We start from the raw sequence: 19708 nt of genomic DNA, 5'->3' as shown, positions 1-19708 counted from the left end.
AATAAACTATGTTAATGAGTCTGAACCCAAGAGACTATCGATCAGAAGCCAATAAATATTACTTTTTATTAAATGCTCCGCCTTTTCGGCCCCTTTTTCCGATAAAAGCTTTCGTTCTTTCGGATTATGAATATAGTATTCAATTTTATTTGCCGCATCTTCTTCTGTATCATAACTTACAAAATGTACGCCAGGAATAAAAAACCTTCTCATTCCTGGAACTTCAGGGGCAATTAACAGCGTTCCAACAGCCATTGCTTCCAGATAACGATATGTAAGTTGTTGAATCCATTTCCAATCATTCAATGCTATATCAATTTGTTGGGCAGTTGTTAAAATAATCGGCGTTGTACCTAATACAGACCAATATTCTTCGTCACTTCGCCTTGGCTCGCCCGGTACCCGTCCTCGTATTTCTAACTCAATTTTCCTTTTGTGTAGAAGATCTTTAACTGCATTTAAAAAAGATGTTCTTGGCTCATACAAGGAACCAATAAATTTCACCTGAGCATTTGTTTCTTTGCCTTTAGGCTTAGATTTTATTTTAAAACCTTCAAAAGTATCAAAAGTTGCTTTTGAAAGCGGCATTAGTGCTGGAGACGTAACCCTACTATGCGGAAACAGTGGATAGCCTTCTTTAAATGCTAAAAAACTAATTACACATCCACGAAAGGTAGATACAACGATTGATTGAATTCGCCATGTACGATAAGAAAAATCAGTCAGCAAAACAATAGGGATAATACCATGTCGCAAAAAAAGACGAAGTACACGCAAGGATTGTATAAAACCCTCAAACCAAGATTGGCTACCTGTGCGAGGGTCATAAAAATAATGAGTTGGTCTATGTTCTAAGATAGTCGACTTTATTTGACTTACATAATCTAGGTCTTTACTAATCTCAACTTTTACAACTGAATCTTTTCCTAAAAACTCGGAAGCTGTTTGATACAATTCTTTAAACTCAATTGACTGCCAACCGGTCACACCAGCTTCCAAAACCAAAACAGATTTTTCTTTTCTATTCTTTTTATATTTAAAACAAAATACAGCGTAATAAGGTAAAAAAAATAGTTTTACAAGCCAGTATATAGGAAGTCCTATCCTCGGAATTAAATAATCAAAAAAAAACGATTTTACCATACCTAAGTTTGTTTCCTCTCTAACTCAACTAGAGTGTCTTTTATCAACTGTTGAACGAAAGTTTTAAAATCAATCGACCTTTTCCAGCCAGTTTTAGTAATTAACTTTGATGGATTACCCACTCTTAACGTAGACTTCCTATTTAACAATTGTTTATTTTCTAACAAGTAATCAGAAGCATTTAAGTTAAAAAAAGCAAAGGTTTGTTCTGCGAACTCAGCAACAGAATGGCTCTCCCCACTTGCAACAATATAAGTGTCGGGTTCGTTGCAACTCAGGATCTTTTGAAATGCCTCAATAAAATCGAATGCATAACTCCAATCGACTCTCGCATCTAAATCACCCAGAATTAATTTTTCATTGGATCCGGAAGCAATACGAATTGCTCCACGGATTATTTTTTGAGTTAAAAATGATTCTTTTCTATAACCTGACTCATGATTGAAAAGAATTCCAACAGAGACAAACAATCCATAAACTTTACGGAAATACTCTGCTATCCATACTCCCTCAGCCTTTGTTATTCCATAAAAACCGTTCGGGATCATAGGAGAACTTTCATCTAAGGGGACATCACCTTCGCCAGAATATATTAATGAAGAAGAAGCATAAAATAAACGTGTTTTTGGCAATTCTTCCTTCATGGCAACAAGAACATTCAACAAACCCGTTGAATTTACTAGCTGATACTTCAGAAAATCTTCTTGGATATCTTCTAAATCTTTTTCTTCTGCTGATTTATTATATGCTGCAAGATAATATATTTGATCTGGCTTAAATACTTTTAAAAGATATTTAAGTGATTCAATGTCTTCCAATTTTGGCTGAACTGAAAGTTTAATTTCTTCAGATGAGAAATAGGATTTTCCAGAAAACCCAAATATAGAGTGATCTGCATTTCTTAAATCTTCGACTAGAAGCTTTCCGTCCTGTCCAGAATGACCAATAACTAAAACTCGCATTATTTACTAAACAATTTCAATCTCAGGAAGAGGGAAAATAAGTTTACCACCACTAGCAAGATACTCTTGTTCTCTAGCAATAATTGAATCTCTAAAATGCCAAGGTAATACTAACATATAATCTGGCTTCATAGCTTTCGCTTCCGACTCCGAAACGATTGGAATTAAAGTACCAGGAGTATAAGATCCAAATTTATTTGGGTTCACTTCCGCAATATATGGAATATCTTTTTCAGTGAATTGACAGAACTGCAAAAGCACATTTCCTTTTGTTGATGCTCCATATCCAAAAACTTTTTTTCCGTCAGATACTAGCGCTTTAATTAAACTTGTCAAATTTTCCTTATGTTGAAATACTCTTTCTTCAAACTTTCTGTATGGAGATGGTGTATGTAATCCCATCCGGTCTTCTTGGTCTAACATCCAATTAATTACGGCGTCATTTGATTTAAGTTGCGATTCTTTTTTTGCCGCAGTAACAGCAAAACTACCACCATTGACAGAATTCATTTGAACATCAATAACCTTTAAGCCACATTCATTAAGTAATTTTTTAACTACGCTTAATGAATAATACTCTAGATGTTCGTGACAAACTGTATCATACGCATTCATACGAAGCATAGTAGGCATGTAACTTTGTTCAAAATGCCAAATACCATCTGGTGCCAAAACATCATAAATGTCTGAAACAAATTTCTTAGGTGATTCTAAATCATAAAACATTGCGATCGAAGTAATTATCTTCGCATTTTGTTTCGGAAAAATCTTTCTAAAGTTATCTTTCGTAAAAAAATCAGGTACAAGCTCTATGCCATCTGTATAATACTCAGAAAATTTCTTTCCTGTAGGATCTATCCCTATCCTCTTGATTCCTAAAGTTTTGTAGGATTTTAGAGTAGTAGCATCATTACTGCCGATGTCTAGAACAATGTCACCCGATGACAATGGATTCAGCCTAACCAAAAAATCAATTTTTTGCTGCAAATGTTTTACCATAGATTGGTTTAACCCAGACCTATATCCATAGTTCATTCCATACATTTCGTCTAAATCGTAAGAATGCCTTAATTGAAGGAGACCACTTTCCGGTGAGAGAACTAATTCTAAGGGACCTGATGTGATCACTTCGTCCTTAGATTTAGGAAATACACCCGTAAGGGTTTGATTTCCTAAATTTAAAACCGAAATTAAATTTTTACTTCCGCTGATTCTACAAGCTGTGATTTCGCTGATCTTATTTGACATTTAGTTTTCCTTTTGTTTTTCTCGTATCCCCAATTTTTTTTGCCGGAACTCCAGCCACAATAGCAAAGTCAGGCACATTCTTCGTAACAACTGCGTTAGCTGCCACAATCACTCCATTACCAATTGTTACACCGCCGGAAATGATTGCGCCGGCAGCAATCCAACAACTATCACCGATACGTATATCATACCCAGACTCGGGCACCTCTTCAGGGCCGCCTCCCCAGGACTCACTATTCCCACCTGGTAATAAAGATGCGCGTTTTCCATCGTAAAAAAGATGACGCCCAGTGATAACCATTACGTTATTGCTAAAAATTGTTCTATTTCCAACGTAAATGGAGCCACTAGATACGTTAAAGATTGTATTCGCAGTTGCAACTTTTTCACCAAGATAGACCTTTCCATTTCCGCCAACTGTATATGAAGTTTCATAGAAATAATATAAAAAGAACCGGACTATCGGTCGCATAATATTTCGTAGTCTCGCTTTCATTCTGTTGAATCTCCAATTACATCCTCATGAGTTTTTAAAAATATCAGAATGATGCTTATTAATAGTATCTAACATTTCCCATTTAACAGGGGTTCCTATTTCTATATTCACCTTGGCCTTTTTACCAATTACATCCATTTCGAATTTGGGAGGCAATCCAAACCCAGGCCTGATTCGTCGGATGTGGTGTTTTTCAATCACTTGACCTGCTTTTAATTCCTCTACAAAATACAAAGATCGTCTAAATTTGGCATTGGCCTCTTCTGCAGGTTTTCGTTCATACCCTGCTAAACCTAACGAAAGCCAAGCATCCTTGGCATCACGACAGAGTAATCTTAATTCCTCAGGTGTAATCGAAAATTCTGAATCCGGCCCTTTGTCTGCCCTATCCAAAATAAAGTGCTTCTCAATTACAGTGGCACCTAAGACAACAGATGCGATCGATGCAGTATTCGTAATTGTATGATCCGATAACCCAACTTGCACTCCAAACTTTTCTCTCATGTCTGGAATCGTAAGAAGATTTGACTGATCGACCGGAGCTGGATAACTACTAATACAATGCAAAAGTATAAGATCCTTACAGCCAGCAATCTTTGCTGCCTCGACCATTTCTTCAATTTCATTTAAGTTGGCCATACCGGTCGACATGATCATTGGTTTTTTAGTAGAGGCGATATATCGAATCAAAGGTAGATCCGTAGCTTCGAACGAGGCAACCTTATAAGCTGGTGCGTTTAAATCTTCGAGTAAGTCAACAGCCGTCTCATCAAAAGGAGTCGAAAACAAAGTAATCCCAATTTTTTTTGCATAATCAAAGATTTCTTTATGCCATTCAAAAGGAGTTTCTGCCCATTTATAAAGATCATACAACTTATATCCATCCCAAAGTCCACCATGGATCTGAAAATCTTCTTTATCACAATCAATAGTCATAGTGTCAGCAGTATAAGTTTGAATTTTGATTGCATCAGCACCTGCTTCTTTTGCGTATCGAATTGTCTCTAATGCACGTTCTATTTTACCGTTATGGTTTGCTGATAGTTCAGCAATGATATACGGAGGATAATCCTTTCCAATTCTTCTTTGATTAATTGTTACTACATTCATAATTCTTCTTTCAAAATAAATTTTACATTTGCCGAAAGTTTTCCTTCAAAATATCTGGCTTGATTAAACTGTAACTGATACTTCCCAAAATTAATAAATGCATTTGGATAACCATCCGCATCCAACATCCTAATAAAATCATAAATTTTTTCTAATTCCAAAGCTTCTGACAATTCACTCTCTTCTGGTTTTCTTCGCTTAAAAAGAACAGGCTCTCCCTTCTGAGGATTAGCTTTGGGTTCACTAACAACTAATTCTGCGATCATCTTCCATGTCAAAATAGATGCACGATTATAAATCTCTTCTGCTGAACCGCTTAAATTTAATGGGAGTTTCATATAAACGGGACCTGTATCCAAACCTTTTTCCATTCGCAGTGCAGTTAAAACCGTATTCTTGTGACCACGAATGATTAAGTTTTGCAAAGGAGATCCTCCCCGACCATAAGGCACGTCTGTCATATGAAAACAGATACATTCAACGTTGTTTAAAATTTTCTCTGGAACGATCCACCTCCAATGTGGAAAAAAAATATACCTCGGGTTAGTATCCTTTAAAACAATATCTAATTGCTCCGGTGAATCTACAAATCTCCATACACCAGGTAATTTTTCTGATTCAGCATCAAACAGAACTCGATTCCACTTCCCCACGGAAGCAACAATGTACTCATTCATATATCTTATCGAATCAACCGAGCACACATAAAAGCTTCGGCATATTCGAAACCAATATTGGCACCTCGCCACATTCCTAGTGCTTCAACTGCCTCAATAGAACGAGCATGTGGAAACTTTCTCATCTCCGAACCATAAAAGGAAAGTGCAGTCTTCTTCTTTTCCATATATTTTGCATTCAATCTAAAATATACAGTCGGTTGGAAGCCGCCTAAGTTTGGCGATATTTGCCATTCAGTACTAGAAGCCACTTCAAAAAAATAAATTTCCTCGACTACCTGTCCAGGATAAGCACGACAAGCTGTTACAACGGCATCGTTAGTGATACGATGATCAATATTCAGATCATTTACAAAATGAGTAAATAATAGGGAAGGTTTTATTTCTTCGATTTTTCGCTCCACAACTTTGATCACATCCAATCGATCTATTGAATCCATGCGGTTGTCGGGAAAATCAAATAATTCAACAGTTTTTACTCCCAAAGAAAAATTAGCCTTATTTGCATCATTCGATAGCGAATTTAATTCTGATTGTTTTGACTCTCGATCTCTCTTTATTTCTCTACTCGTAAGGCCTTCTGCAAGTATTAAAACATGTACATCGTGTCCTTCTGCTGATAATCGAGCTATCGTTCCACCGCAGCCAAGAACTTCGTCGTCTGGATGAGCAGCAATCACGAGAATATTTTTTTTATTCATATTTGAATTCATAATCACCGTTAACCAAATTTAATTCTTTAAAACCAAGGTTTCGAAAAACCTTTGCTGAAATTGAATTACCTTTTTTTACTTTAGCTAGAATCTTTATCGTTTTTTTAAACTGGCTATTAATTTTAGAAATCCCTAAACTTACTATGCTTTTACCGAGCCCCTTTCCGCGATAATTAATATCGATAGAATAGTCTATTTCGAAATATTCCCCATTTCTATCAAACCGAATCTGACCAGCATTTAACCCATCAACTTCAAAGATTAGAATTAGCGAATTTGGATCATTTAACTTCTGCAAAAACCAACTAACATGTTTCGGCCATTCAATTTTTTCGGTATAAAAAGAAGCATTTCTTACTTCAGGTTCATTGGCCCAATCAAATATCAGCTTACAGTCATCTTCCGTAGCTGGCCTAACGCTCAGATGCAAAGAAATTCTCCAATCCTTTCTAATTGGTTTTTTTTAATTTCCTGAACTCCTTGAAATTCAACAAAACCTCTAATATTATTCCTTTGGTTTTCAGCTGTTTCTATAACCATCATAGGAACACGGCAAACATCCAACTCATACATCGTTTGTCCACCTGCAGTAATCGCAAAATCGACACTTAACATCAACTTACACATTTTTTCCGCATTTAAGTCTTTATAGAAGAATGTTCCCTGGTCTGCTATTTTTTGTAACTCATTGCCATTAGTAAATCCAGGCCCAACTACTAAATGTTTTTCCATGTCAGGAAAGAGTGTAGCCAAATTTTGCAAAATTTTTACGGATAGATTATTTGGGTCAGAGCCGCCAAGTGTGATGAGTATTTTTTTGGGAGGTATATTTATTTCATTTTTTCTTTGAATCTTTCGGAAAGGCTTTCTCAATAGAACCTGCTCTTTTCCCGTTATAATCTTAAATTTTTCTCTGTCATATCCGAGGAAAAGTCCCGGATAACCTGGATTCAAAATCGTAGATCCCTCCGGATAATCCAATCTTTTGTCATCATCGATACAAATCAATTCACTACAATGAGTCTTTAGAATATAATAAATATCTAAAGGAGCCAAATAAGAATCGACATAAAAGATCAGCTTTGGGTCGGAAAGATTAAGAAGAAAATTATTTAACTTTGTTTCGACAATCCATTCCGTCTTTAAAATTTCACATGGGAAATCCCAATGAGGAAACGATTCATCCGCGTGGACTACCAAAAGAACTTGCTTACCCTGCTCTAACAATTGTTCTGCAAGAGCAGTACAGCGACCTAGGTGTCCGAGCCCAGTAGAAACTAAGGCTTCACTAAATATGATTACCAATATTAAAAATTTCCGATTTCGAAGTTTTTACGTACAGAAACACCTGCTTTGTGCAAATATTTTTTTGCCTCTGTTGGTGTTTGGTCAGTGAATTGAAATATACTTGCAGCGGCTACAGCAGAAGCTTTCCCTATTAAGATGGCATCCACCATATCTTGATAGTTACCGGCTCCACCAGATGCAATGACAGGGATTTTTACATTTGATGTAACTAAACTGATTAATTCCAAATCGTATCCTTCCATTGTACCATCGCGATCAATAGAAGTTAAAAGGATTTCACCTGCACCCCTGGCTTCAAGTTCTTTAACCCAATCAATGACTTTCTGACCGGTATTTTTGGTGCCAGAATGACTATAACAAAAATATCCCTCTGGACTACGTTTTACATCGACAGAGGCAACTACACATTGAGATCCAAATTTTTTTGCTGATTCTTCAATGATACGAGGGCTTGTGTATGCAGAAGAATTGATACTGACCTTATCGGCACCATACCGCAAAATTTTCGTTATATCATCGACCGATTGGATTCCGCCCCCAACAGTGAATGGAACATAAGATTCGTTAGACACACCTTCCAAAGTATCGAAGTCTGGAGGTTGGCCAGAAACACTGGCAGCGATATCATTCAGAATCAACTCATCCACATCTCTAGCGTTAAAAACTTTAATAGCAGGAAGTAATGATCCAATTCTTCTCCAACTATTGAATCCAACACCTTTCACTAGACCCAAATCTTTCCAAAGTAACGTTGGAATAATTCTTACCTTGACCATTCTTTTTGCTCTAAAAAATTAAGTATTAACTGTCTTCCAGCTTTGGAACTTTTTTCTGGATGAAATTGGACACCCATAACATTTCCATTTCGCACTGAAGCAGGAAAATGAAAGCCATACAAACAGGTTGAAGTTATATTTTCTGTTTTTTCACAATTAAATACAAAACTGTGCACAAAGTAAAAGTCAGTTTTATTGGGAATTTTGGAAAACAACGGATCTGAAATCTTTTCTTCAATCTCATTCCATCCAACATGGGGAATCCGCTCCGAACATCCTAGTTTGTCAAATCGCTCTACTCGACCGGAAATCAAACCTAATCCCTCGTGACCACCGCCTTCATCACCAAAAGTAGCTAACATCTGCATACCAAGGCAAATTCCAAGTAATGCATTTTTATCTTCTAATACATACTGATGAAGTTCTGTGTGCCAATCTTCGTCTTTTAACCTAGCCATTCCATCAAAGAAAGAGCCAACCCCAGGAAGAATCACTCTCGCACAGTCCCAAATATCTTTTGGATGGCTTAATATTTTGCAAGTGTATCCAATATCTTCGACAGCTTTGACTACAGAACCTAGATTCCCCATTCCATAGTTAATTACACCAACTTTCATACGTTGTCGTAGTTAACTTTTGTTAGATTTCCGTATTTATCCCTCAAAAGCTCCCCGCTAGAATCTTTGAGAAATATTTTCTTATTGGTAAATCGATCACATATTTTTTGAAACTCTGGTAGTGAAACATCAATTTTATCAAGCATTGCCTCAAGAGATTTACCCAAGTATGTCCAAGGAAATTTACCATCTCTTTCTCTTACAACTTCCATACCATCTTTGCGTGTAATTCTTCCGCGCCTAATATGTAAAGATGCCTGATCTGTTGCCCGAGCGAATCCAAATTTTAAAAACTTAAAGTAATCGTGTATTCCATGGAAATGATTATCTAAATTTTCATAATCAACCATCGAACCTTCACATGGCTCTCCGTAGGAATGAAATCCATTAGCCTGGGCTATCAATGCATTAGAAAGACCATCCCAAGGAAGATAATGACCTAAAAACAAACCAGTAACACCTACTCTTTTTAGCTCTTCATCAGTAGGATATTGGTATGGGATTAGATTTTTTTCATTAATACCATATGTAGCGGATAAATCAGATACTCTAAGACCGAGCAAACCACCGAATTCCTCCAACCATCTCCTCGTCAACACATTGTTCTCGGCAGCGGCAGCAGGACCGCCATACTCATTTTGAGAGTTTTCACCCCAAACCACCAAAGGAATGTTAAACTGAACTGCAGCACGAATAGGAATCGTAAAAATACCAACATGTTCTGGCCAAGCAATATCCCCAACTTCAGAAAGACCAATTTTATTTAGCTGGGCACGAACGATCGGATTTGGAGAAAACTCAACCAAATCGACCCCTAATTTTTTAATATTCTCAATGTTTTTCCTGCCAATTGCAGATAGATCGCAAGTAGTGGCAGTAACACATAAGGGATTTAGACCTAGCTGTATCATTCTGACAACTTGATAGGTACTATCCTTACCTCCACTAACCGGAACTATGCAATCCCAATTGGATCCTTTGTTTTTATATTTTTCTATAATTAGATCTAGTTCCTTTCCTCGGGAAACCCACTCTACTTCGGTTCGTTTTTCATAAGACCGACAAGCATTACAAATTCCTTCATCATCGAGATGAAGATCGGGTTTCGTATGTGGCATTACGCATCGAGTACAATATTTTATCATTTCAAATTCCTGTTAATTAATTAAAGAGATATCATTTATTTTGTAAAAGTCTAAATTTCAACTCTGCCAATTTCCAATCTTCTATAGTATCTATATCTTGAGTTTCTGATTCTTCTAACTCAATACCTTTCGCATTGGGACACCAGATAGTTTTATATTTTCTTAACGATTCGGTTCTAAAAAAATAAAACTGTCCTGAGTCATGATAGGCAATTTGCAGATCTTGAGTTCTTGCTGTCATCATCTTAGGATCGAGTTGAGTAATCTCCTGGTTTTTCCCAATGGCAAGGGCTCTCTGTATGGGGTGGGAATATCGCAAAACAGGAATGACTACATCTGTATCTGCTTCGGAGAATAACAAATTCCTACCTTCGACCAACCTCGCCTGCTTTAATAATGGTGTACTTGGATAAATACAGCATCCATACTCAAAATATCTACCTAGTTTTTCATACTGAAATAAAACCTCGAGGAGAACATCGACTGTCGAAGACAAATCGGTAGAGTTCTCTGCACTTCGAATAAACGGGACATTGGCCCCAACGTTTTTTGCAACTGAGGCAATCTCTTCATCGTCAGTAGACACCATCACTTCTGTAAAAATCTTTGATTCAAGGGCATTCATAATCGGATATGAAATCACAGGTTTACCAAAAAAATCTTTTATATTTTTTCGAGGAATTCGTTTAGAACCACCTCTTGCAGGGATGATGGCAATGATATCTTTCATTAAAAAATAGTCTGGTGCCCGAGGGGTGTTAATAAACTTTGAACAACAAATTTCTGTTCTTCATTGGTCAACTCAGGATAAATTGGAATACTTATTGCTTCTGAATAGTAAGACTCTGACTCTGGATAGTCTTCTTTCTTGAATCCCATTTTTTCATAGTAAGGATGCCTATAAATTGGTATATAGTGTAAGTTAACTAAAATGCCAGCGTTTCTAAATCGTTCAAAGATCTGATTATGAGAGATATTCAATTCTTTCAGCTTTAGCCGAACAATATATAAATGATAAGAAGAAAACGCATCAGACATCTGGTAAGGAGTGACTACGGGAAGATCCTTCAATAATACGTTATAATAGTTTGCAATTGAATGCCTTTTTTGAACAAACTCATCTAAGCGGTTCATCTGACTTACACCAAGGGCGGCCTGGATATCTGTAATTCTATAATTATAACCTAAATCTATTTGCTGATAATACCACAAACCATCCGGGGGATGAGTCATTTCTGCCGGATATCTAGTGATCCCATGACTTCTCAATCTTTGCATAATTCCGTTTAATTTTTCACTGTTAGTTAACGCCATACCTCCTTCCCCTGTTGTTATTATTTTTACTGGATGAAAGCTAAAAACGGCAATATCACTATACTTACAACTACCAATAGGCTCGCCATTATATTTTCCACCTATCGCATGAGAAGCATCTTCAATGATATAAAAACCATACTTTTTTGATAATTCAAATATCCTTTCCATCTCACAAGACTGACCAGCAAGATGAACAGGGATTACAACTTTTGGAAGTTTATTATTTCTCTGAGCGATCTCCAGCTTTTCAGCAAGTCTGTCTGCGGAGATGTTGTAAGTTTTGGAATCAATATCAACAAAATCAATTTCTGCACCGCAATAAAGTGCGCAGTTTGCGCTTGCAACAAAACTAATTGGAGAAGTCCAAACAATATCGCCCTTATTGACACCTAACGCTAAACATGCGATATGAAGAGCCGCTGTCGCAGAGTTTGTTGCGGTAGCGTATGAGGTGCCACAATAAGTTGAAACAATCTTTTCGAACTTAGGAATCCATGGACCTTGAGTCAAAAATTCCGATTGCAAGACACTTACAACAGCATCAATATCCGATTGGTTAATGTTTTGTTTTCCGTATGGGATCATAATATTTGTTTTAGTTTTTTGAAGATTTTTTAAGAAATAGAAATTAGTTTGTAATTGATTTACTATGATTTAATCAAAAAATATGCTCTGAATATCAGTCTTACGAAGCTTTATATAACCTTATATTTCCGATAAACAATAATTACGTCTACGGCGTTTCGTCTCACGCAGACACTACCCGACCGCTATCCATTCTCACAATCTTATCACAATTCTCAACTGTAGATAACCTATGTGCAATCATTAAAATGGTTAATTCTTTTCCAAGCCCATCGATAGATTCCATGACTGCTTTCTCTGTTTCATTATCCAACGCACTCGTCGCTTCATCAAAGACAATCACAGTTGCATTTTTATATAATGCTCTGGCAATTCCAATCCTTTGTCTTTGACCGCCAGATAGTTTGATTCCACGTTCACCCACAATGGTATTATAACCCAGTTTCAGAGATTCTATGTGATCTGCAATCTGAGCCTTGCGCGCAGCAGTTCTAACCCTATTAAAATCTATTTCGTCTATAGAAATTCCGAAGGCAATATTCTCTGCAACCGTACTATCTGATAGGTATATAGACTGGGGAACATGTGCTATGTTCCGTTGCCATTCGCTCACATTTTTTTGATCAACGGTAGTTCCATCGACACACAAATTACCATCTGTTGGAGTTAATAGACCCATTACAATGTCTATCAAAGTACTTTTTCCGCTACCCGTCTTACCTACAAAACCGATTCTTTGCCCTTTTTCAATCTTCAATGAAACACGGTCTATAACCAAAGGTAAGCCATCCCCATACCGAAACGATACATCCTTGAGTTCGATGGAAGATCTTAGAATCATTCGCTCGCTGAAAGATTCTTCAGCATTACGCTCAATTACCGAAAATGGTTGATCCAATAGTTTAATAACATCAATAAGTGTTGGTTTACCAATCTTCAGATAAGCCCATGCTGAATAACACTGTTGCAAAACCGGGAGCATCCTTTGTGCACCCATAGCCAATGAGCCCAAGAGTGGTATTACATTGAGAAGATTAGTTGATGACAAACTTAGTTGATAGGCAAAAATCGCCATCAAGGCAATCCCAAGTGCTTCAATTGTGTATCTCGGACTCGTGCTCACAAATTGACTATTACCTTGTGCCCTGCGATAAGGAATGTCAGCTTGAGAATAGAGATTTATATAAAAACGCTGAGTTCCATCAAGGATAACATCACGAATGGCTCCTAAACCTTCCTGTAATGATTTCTGAAGGATAGTTTGGCTTTGCGCTGTAATTTTACCATCTCGAGAAAGTTTTTTCTTAGCGTTGAAAGCAATCACAAGATAAAGCAAAGAAAAAATCGCAAACGCTAATGTCGTGATATATGGATCAATAGAAAACAAACCCAATAATATAACTGATAATAAAAACACAGAAGATACTAAAGTTAATATTGGCTGAAGGACATAAAACACAACACCATTTGCCTTTGAGGTTATCCCACTAATTACATCAGCGCTGTTTCTGGAGACATGGTCAAAATAAGATTGATAGAGTGTTCTCTTATAAATTTCTACACTAAGATCAGCTCCTATAGCAAAGGAAAGGCGTGTTGTTATATATAGCAGGCATAAACGAAACAAACCAGCAATAAGTGCCCCTATTGCAAATATAAAGGTGATCGGCAAAAGAATCTCATTTGAGTTTTTGATTTTTAAAATTTCCCAAAGAAACTGAAGTTCGTGAATTTCAAAGACTTTTTCGGGAGAGATTAAAACTCCCAAAAAAGGAATAATTGCCCCAAGACTCAATACCTCTGCAAAAGCTGTTATGATAATTAAAATCAATACAAGGAAATACTGCACTTTCCTTCTCTTTGAAAGCAAGTTCCAAAGTTTTCTGTATTCTTCCGAAAGAACCCTCATACCACCCTCTCCCAACTTCCGCCACTAAAAAACCCAACCACATTTTCTGCAGCTTCCCTCTCCATGTCTTCCCGACAATCGTTGGAACAAGAACCCATATGTTGCGTTAGAATTATATTTTCCAATTCACAAAGTGGTCCTTTGTAAGGTTCCTCCTCAAATACATCCACTGCGGCTGCGGAAATTAAGTTATCTTTTAAAACTTTGTATAAATCATTTTCATTAACAATTCCGCCTCTAGCAGTGTTAATCAAAACGGCACTAGCTTTCATCAGTGATAAGTTCTCATAATTTAGTAAATCTTTAGTTTCTTTTGTTAGTGGAAGGTGAATGGTAAGCGCGTCAGATTTTTTTAGTAAAGTTTGAAAACTAACTTGTTCAACAGTAGTTTTACTCCAGTTTTTCCCAAGCATTCCATTCATTTTTTCGATCTGGCATGCTGAATCATTGAATAGAGTTATCGATTCAGTTTGGTCTAACAGATCACAAACCAAAATTTTCTTTGGCAAATAACCTAAAAGATGGGAAGCAACTCGTTTGCCAATCCTTCCAAATCCTAAAATTCCAATGGTAGAACCACCAATCCTTTCACCATAAGGCCTTGTCCATTCACCTCGTCGAATCTCTCGGTCTGAATAAGTCACCTTCCGCATTGTATCCACAATCAAACTTAGGGCAAGCTCAGAAACAGCAGGAGAAACGGCATCTGGTGTATAAGCAACAGAAATTCCTTTCTCTTTGCAGAGATCCAATGGAACACTATCTAAACCAACTCCCACACGAGAGATTAATTTTAATGACTTCGTAGTTGTCACTAGAGGAGTTAATTCTTCTGTACCGGCGATCAAAGCGTCAAAATTTTGCGCCGCCTCGGTTACCTCAGACGGTTTCATTTTTCGACCAAGTGGATTAACAACCACCTGACAACCATTTGACTCCAAAACCTCTAGAGCCTTAGGACTTGTTCGGCAAAATGGAAAAGTAGAAACAAAAATTTTATGCATACGTAAATGTTATTATATCGAAAAAAATACAATTTTCATTGATAAAGCACGACTCCACTCATCAATTTTGTTTTTGTAAAAAATCTTCATAAGCCAAAGCCACCCCTGCCCGTAGCTCCACTTCATGTTTCCAGCCCATTCGATGAAGTTTCGATACATCAAGAAGTTTCCTAGGTGTTCCATCTGGTTTTGTTAGATCAAAGGTTAAATTTCCCGGAAAACCAACAACCGCCTTTACTGTTTCTGCAAGTTCTTTAATACTCACTTCAATTCCGGATCCAACATTGACATGTTCGCCGCCTTTGGGATCTCCCGAGACATCATAGTTTTGCATTAGGAAAACACAGGCTCTTGCCATATCTTCTGAGTATAAAAATTCTCTTAGAGGATTTCCAGTTCCCCAAATCACCACTTCAGGTAATTTGTTTATCTTTGCTTCATGAAAACGACGGATGAGAGCTGGCAATACATGAGAATTTTCAGGATGGTAGTTATCGCCCGGTCCATATAAATTTGTTGGCATAACAGATATATAATTAGTATTATATTGACGATTGTACGATTGACACATCACAATACCGGCAATTTTTGCAACCGCATAAGGTTCGTTTGTTGGCTCTAGTTTACCATCCAACAACTGACCTTCTTCCATGGGTTGCCTTGCAAACTTTGGATAAATACAGGATGATCCTAAAAAACAAAGTTTTTTCACCCCATACCGGTAGGATGCATCAATGATATTATTTTGTATTTGCAGATTAGAAAAAATAAATTCAGCCGGATAAGTATTATTTGCATGGATCCCACCGACTTTAGCGGCAGCGAGGAAAACATATTCAGGTTTTTCCTTAGCAAAATAATCCAAAACCATAGATTGGTTTGCTAAATCCATTTCAGAATGGGATCTACCAATTACATTTTTATACCCTAATTGGTTTAAAACTTTTACTAAAGCAGAACCAACTAGTCCCCTGTGACCGGCAACATAGATCTTTGAAGATTGATTCATTAAAGCATTTTCCATTAACGATTAAGATAAAAATTAGTAAGTAATTTCATTTTTAAAATCAGATTAATTCTTCCGCAATTTCACCTAACTTTTCTACTTCGGCTTTAAGGGCCTCGTATTCTCGTTTTTTGATTTCATAAAAATGTAAGGTGATTCTAGCCTTCTCTTCGATTCCTTGAGGAGTTAGTAGATAAGTGTAAGAAAGTTTATTTTTATTATTACGGAAGTTATTCATTTTGATTAGGCCCTTATCCAAAAAGGCTTTCAAAATATAGTTCACTTTACCCAAACTAAGACCCAGGACATCCGATGCGTCCCTCTGGGATAAATGGGGATTTTCCTCTAACAATTGCAAAAGTTTGAGGTGGTGGTCATTGTATTGGAAGTTTTCTTTCATGACAAAAAGGCTTCGAGAAAGGTCGGGAACGAGAACCAGGCATAGCTTCGCCCCCTGAGTCCCATTATTTTTACAAAATGTGTTCAGTCTTTGAACGAAGTAAAGAAATTTTTGTTCAAGTTTTGAACAAAAATTCTCAGGCCAACTAACCGGCAGAGGGGGGATACCCTCGGCTCCGGATCCAGTATGACACAAAAGATACAATACCAACTAGAGCCCAAAGGAAAGGGAAAACAAAAAGAACCAAATGGACTAGAGACAATTTAGATTGCATACAATCCTCTGGCGACTCATACAAGCTAACAAATCGTAAAGAGTTGGAAAGTGGAACCGAATGTTTTTCGGAAAACTCTTTTAGTAATTTTTGATGGTCTTCCTGAGGTGGGATCAAAACTCCAAAATTTGGATGAACCCTCTCCTCTTGCCAATGATGAAACCTGTATAAACTGGACTCGAGGGCAAAGAAATGAATTTCCGCATTGGGATTCTCTTTCCACCGGAGCGGAATCAAAACATAATGCGAAGTATGGCTATTGTCCCGTCCTTTATGGTCATGTGATTTTTTATAAATGGAGGTATTTAGAATCAACTGCGGATCCAAATGATAACCATCTAATAAAAAAAACTTTGGATCGAAATCTTTGGGTTCATTTGAAACCAAATTTTTCTCTTTCAAACTCAATTCGATTTCTCTAACGATTTGAAATTCTTCTTTAAAATACAAAAGAAAAACCAAGATACAAATAGTAACAAGAATGAAAGAAACTTTCTCTGGATAACTTGGTTTCAATAAGTGGGAGAAAAAAATGATCAGGCACTGTGATGCAATGGTAGCGGTTAAAGCAAACGGAAATTCTAAATTTTTCCAAACCCAAATGGAAAAAAAAATCCAAACCACAAGAAGGATCACGTTTCCGAAAGTAATCAAGTAACGATGCATTTAACTACCAAAAATCCCAGATCACAATGACGGCCTTTCCAACACTTACAAGCAAAATCATCAAAGAAAAAACCAAGGCATTCTCTTTTGTTCAAGTTATGAACAATGTTTGCAGAAAAAGAAAAGAAACCGAACGGTCTTTATCCATTTCTCTCGCTTTCCAATTGACGAAAGACCTACCCAAAGGAATACCAATGGTAATGAAACCTAAAAAAAGAACGGTTACTTACGATTTTCTAATCAAACTCGTGAGTTTCACTAAAAGTCTCGTTTTCCATTCCATTGAAGAAAATTTTTCAGACGCAGACAATCACTTAGAAACACCCTATCCTTCTGCCTTACTCTGCAATCATGTATCAGAAGCAGATGTTGTTTCACTTTCGATGGTTTATCCGAGACTCAAACCAAAAATCAAAATGATCATTCCAGCAAGAGAAGACATTTTAGAACCAGGGTTTTTACAAAAAGAATTTCGTGCCAAAGGAATCATCAAATGGATTTTCCGATTCATTGATGCTACAAAAATCATTCCATTTTTATTACGTTATATTGGAGCCGTCCCCATCAAACGTCCATTTCGCGACAATACAAGGGAACTAATCAAAAAAGGAGAGTTACGAGATAAGGTAGATAATGAGTGGAATGACCTTGTGGCTCATATTAAAAAAGGTCGAAACTTGTTTATGTTTCCAGAAGGAACCTACAACCACGATGGTTTCCTAAACCAAGTGAAACGTGGTGCCTATTATATCAAATCCAAAATCGGCCAACTTCATTTTAATAGTTTTACACTGACTTACGATCATCTTTCTTATAAAAAAACAAAACTATATATCAAATATGGAAAACCATTTCAATTTGATCCGGATTTTTCCGCCGACCAAGTTGTACGTCTTGTGGGCGAAAGACTTGGAAAAAACTATACAGTCACTTTAGGAAACCTAACCTCTTTTGTTTTATTAAAATTTGGAAAAGAAACCAAAATCAAACAACAACAGTTTGTCGAATTACTTTTAAAACTCAAAAAACAAATCGAAATTTCATTCCCTGAAATCACCCTTGCTTCCGAACTGAGAGGAGAAACTTTTCAGATTCAATTGGAATCCATATTTTCCAAACTAAAAAACTTCAAACTCATTGACTGGGAAAACCAAATCATTCATACCAAAGAAACACTTTACCATTTGCCAAAATCACTTCATAATTTAAAGAAGTTGAATACAGTTTTGTATCATAGAAACCAACTTACGGCCCATATCTCCCAATTAGAAGAGATATGGAACGGAGTATTTACGGGACATGGAGCTTATCATGAAACCACTTAAACCCATACGAATTCTTCTTTTCCTTAGTTTATTTTTTGTTGGATGCGGGACAATTTCCCGTGGTTGTGCCAAATACTTTGGTTATGATGAAGTTTGTGTAGACGGAGTCAAATACATCCAATTCACATCAGGGGCTAGCGTGAAATACAATCCTGACGGGACTATTGCCACCTGCCGCTAAATTTTCCTGCAAATTACCTACTTTAAACTATTTCCGGTTCTTTTTTATTTCCCAAAGTAAAATGGAACCGGCTACAGATACGTTTAGAGAATTCACCACTCCATACATCGGGATCTTAAGAATGAAATCACAAAGAGATTGTAAATGTACACTCATCCCCTTAGCTTCATTTCCTAAAATGACAAGGATCGGAGAATTTAAAGTTGTATCCACTAACGAATATTCACCGGTCGAGTCAGATCCAACGATCTGAAGACCAACTCTTTCTTTTTCCTTTTTAAAAAATGTTTCTAATACAGATAGAGATTCGATAAAAACTATTTTGGTATGAAATACACTCCCAAGACTTGCACGAATGACTTTAGGTTCATATACATCGACTGCATGTCCCAAAACAAAAACCGCATCGACTGAGAAAGCATCTGCGGATCGCAAAATCGAACCAAAGTTCCCTAAATCACTTGGTCGATCAAAAAGTAAATAAAATGGATTTTTAATTTCAGGAAGATCCCGTAAATCGTAACTGGAAATTTTTGCGGTAACAATTAACTCAGAAGGATTTTCTTTTTCAGAAAGTTCCAGATACAATTCAGGAGATACTTCCAACTGTTTTGCCGAGGGGTTTGACTTTAAAACAGACTCTCCCCAACTTGATAAATTCACACCATCCCGAAATAAAATCCGAGTGATCTGCCAACGAGCAGAAATCAATTGTTTGATGTTCTCCGTTCCTTCGACAAAAACTTCCTTTTCCTGGCTTCGTTTGGAACGGTTCGTCCGCAGTGCCATAAGGATCTGAAATTCAGAATTCTTTACCGAAATTTTCAGCGGACGTTTTGTATTCAT

The 19708-nt window shown here is 36.9% G+C and carries 22 protein-coding genes; 2 read left to right on the top strand and 20 right to left on the bottom strand.

Annotated elements, in window-relative coordinates; all coding sequences use genetic code 11:
- Positions 1-6: 6 nt before the first annotated feature.
- The 19 genes from EHQ16_RS14915 to EHQ16_RS14825 form a co-directional block, all read right to left on the bottom strand.
- The gene (locus EHQ16_RS14915; RefSeq protein ID WP_135633065.1) at positions 7-1143 is read right to left on the bottom strand and encodes a glycosyltransferase; all 1137 of its coding nucleotides are present in this window, start codon (positions 1141-1143) and stop codon (positions 7-9) included.
- 2 nt (positions 1144-1145) lie between these two features.
- Complete coding sequence (locus EHQ16_RS14910) at positions 1146-2105, bottom strand: GDP-mannose 4,6-dehydratase (RefSeq protein WP_135633067.1); 960 nt, start codon at positions 2103-2105, stop codon at positions 1146-1148.
- A 6-nt stretch (positions 2106-2111) separates the two neighbouring features.
- Positions 2112-3353, bottom strand: coding sequence for a class I SAM-dependent methyltransferase (locus EHQ16_RS14905; protein WP_135633069.1), 1242 nt, complete (start codon positions 3351-3353; stop codon positions 2112-2114).
- Positions 3343-3825, bottom strand: coding sequence for an acyltransferase (locus EHQ16_RS14900; protein ID WP_244242103.1), 483 nt, complete (start codon positions 3823-3825; stop codon positions 3343-3345). The genes EHQ16_RS14905 and EHQ16_RS14900 overlap by 11 nt, the downstream gene beginning before the upstream one ends.
- Before the next feature lie 48 nt (positions 3826-3873).
- Positions 3874-4959 carry a pseudaminic acid synthase gene (pseI, locus tag EHQ16_RS14895; protein ID WP_135633073.1) on the bottom strand — a complete coding sequence of 362 codons (1086 nt, stop codon included), beginning with the start codon at positions 4957-4959 and terminating at the stop codon, positions 3874-3876.
- A complete protein-coding gene (locus EHQ16_RS14890; protein ID WP_135633075.1) occupies positions 4956-5636 on the bottom strand; it encodes a formyl transferase in 681 nt (226 codons plus the stop codon). Before EHQ16_RS14890 ends, pseI begins: the two co-directional genes overlap by 4 nt.
- Before the next feature lie 5 nt (positions 5637-5641).
- A complete protein-coding gene (locus EHQ16_RS14885; protein ID WP_135633077.1) occupies positions 5642-6337 on the bottom strand; it encodes a PIG-L deacetylase family protein in 696 nt (231 codons plus the stop codon).
- The gene (locus EHQ16_RS14880; RefSeq protein WP_135633079.1) at positions 6330-6779 is read right to left on the bottom strand and encodes a GNAT family N-acetyltransferase; all 450 of its coding nucleotides are present in this window, start codon (positions 6777-6779) and stop codon (positions 6330-6332) included. Before EHQ16_RS14880 ends, EHQ16_RS14885 begins: the two co-directional genes overlap by 8 nt.
- The gene (locus EHQ16_RS19605) at positions 6770-7303 is read right to left on the bottom strand and encodes a hypothetical protein (RefSeq protein ID WP_244242102.1); all 534 of its coding nucleotides are present in this window, start codon (positions 7301-7303) and stop codon (positions 6770-6772) included. The genes EHQ16_RS14880 and EHQ16_RS19605 overlap by 10 nt, the downstream gene beginning before the upstream one ends.
- 353 nt (positions 7304-7656) lie before the next feature.
- The gene (gene hisF, locus EHQ16_RS14870) at positions 7657-8433 is read right to left on the bottom strand and encodes an imidazole glycerol phosphate synthase subunit HisF (protein ID WP_135633083.1); all 777 of its coding nucleotides are present in this window, start codon (positions 8431-8433) and stop codon (positions 7657-7659) included.
- Positions 8421-9050, bottom strand: a complete 630-nt coding sequence (hisH, locus tag EHQ16_RS14865; protein ID WP_135633085.1) for an imidazole glycerol phosphate synthase subunit HisH — start codon at positions 9048-9050, stop codon at positions 8421-8423. Before hisH ends, hisF begins: the two co-directional genes overlap by 13 nt.
- A complete protein-coding gene (locus EHQ16_RS14860; RefSeq protein ID WP_135633087.1) occupies positions 9047-10195 on the bottom strand; it encodes an N-acetyl sugar amidotransferase in 1149 nt (382 codons plus the stop codon). Before EHQ16_RS14860 ends, hisH begins: the two co-directional genes overlap by 4 nt.
- Positions 10196-10226: 31 nt before the next feature.
- A complete protein-coding gene (gene pseF, locus EHQ16_RS14855) occupies positions 10227-10925 on the bottom strand; it encodes a pseudaminic acid cytidylyltransferase (RefSeq protein WP_135633089.1) in 699 nt (232 codons plus the stop codon).
- A complete protein-coding gene (pseC, locus tag EHQ16_RS14850) occupies positions 10925-12097 on the bottom strand; it encodes a UDP-4-amino-4,6-dideoxy-N-acetyl-beta-L-altrosamine transaminase (RefSeq protein WP_135633091.1) in 1173 nt (390 codons plus the stop codon). Before pseC ends, pseF begins: the two co-directional genes overlap by 1 nt.
- A gap of 163 nt (positions 12098-12260) precedes the next feature.
- Positions 12261-14006: an ABC transporter ATP-binding protein gene (locus tag EHQ16_RS14845; RefSeq protein ID WP_135633093.1), complete on the bottom strand. Its 1746-nt coding sequence runs from the start codon at positions 14004-14006 to the stop codon at positions 12261-12263.
- Positions 14003-15010, bottom strand: coding sequence for a phosphoglycerate dehydrogenase (locus EHQ16_RS14840; RefSeq protein ID WP_135633095.1), 1008 nt, complete (start codon positions 15008-15010; stop codon positions 14003-14005). The genes EHQ16_RS14845 and EHQ16_RS14840 overlap by 4 nt, the downstream gene beginning before the upstream one ends.
- A 61-nt stretch (positions 15011-15071) precedes the next feature.
- Positions 15072-16019, bottom strand: coding sequence for a GDP-L-fucose synthase family protein (locus tag EHQ16_RS14835; RefSeq protein WP_135633097.1), 948 nt, complete (start codon positions 16017-16019; stop codon positions 15072-15074).
- A 58-nt stretch (positions 16020-16077) separates the two neighbouring features.
- Positions 16078-16416: a MarR family EPS-associated transcriptional regulator gene (locus EHQ16_RS14830; RefSeq protein ID WP_135633099.1), complete on the bottom strand. Its 339-nt coding sequence runs from the start codon at positions 16414-16416 to the stop codon at positions 16078-16080.
- Between the two features lie 145 nt (positions 16417-16561).
- Positions 16562-17356 (bottom strand): hypothetical protein, encoded by a 795-nt coding sequence (locus EHQ16_RS14825; RefSeq protein WP_135633101.1) that lies wholly within the window; start codon positions 17354-17356, stop codon positions 16562-16564.
- Positions 17357-17556: 200 nt separating this feature from the next.
- On the opposite strand from EHQ16_RS14825, the gene EHQ16_RS14820 reads away from it, so the two are divergent.
- Both EHQ16_RS14820 and EHQ16_RS14815 read left to right on the top strand, forming a co-directional pair.
- Positions 17557-18681, top strand: a complete 1125-nt coding sequence (locus EHQ16_RS14820; RefSeq protein ID WP_135633321.1) for a 1-acyl-sn-glycerol-3-phosphate acyltransferase — start codon at positions 17557-17559, stop codon at positions 18679-18681.
- Positions 18668-18862 (top strand): hypothetical protein, encoded by a 195-nt coding sequence (locus tag EHQ16_RS14815; RefSeq protein WP_135633103.1) that lies wholly within the window; start codon positions 18668-18670, stop codon positions 18860-18862. The genes EHQ16_RS14820 and EHQ16_RS14815 overlap by 14 nt, the downstream gene beginning before the upstream one ends.
- Positions 18863-18889: 27 nt before the next feature.
- On the opposite strand, the gene EHQ16_RS14810 is transcribed toward EHQ16_RS14815, so the two are convergent.
- Positions 18890-19708, bottom strand: coding sequence for a TrmH family RNA methyltransferase (locus EHQ16_RS14810; RefSeq protein WP_135633105.1), 819 nt, complete (start codon positions 19706-19708; stop codon positions 18890-18892).

The organism is Leptospira kanakyensis (assembly GCF_004769235.1).
GTDB lineage: Bacteria > Spirochaetota > Leptospiria > Leptospirales > Leptospiraceae > Leptospira_A > Leptospira_A kanakyensis.
This window is presented reverse-complemented; position numbering and strand designations above follow the sequence as displayed.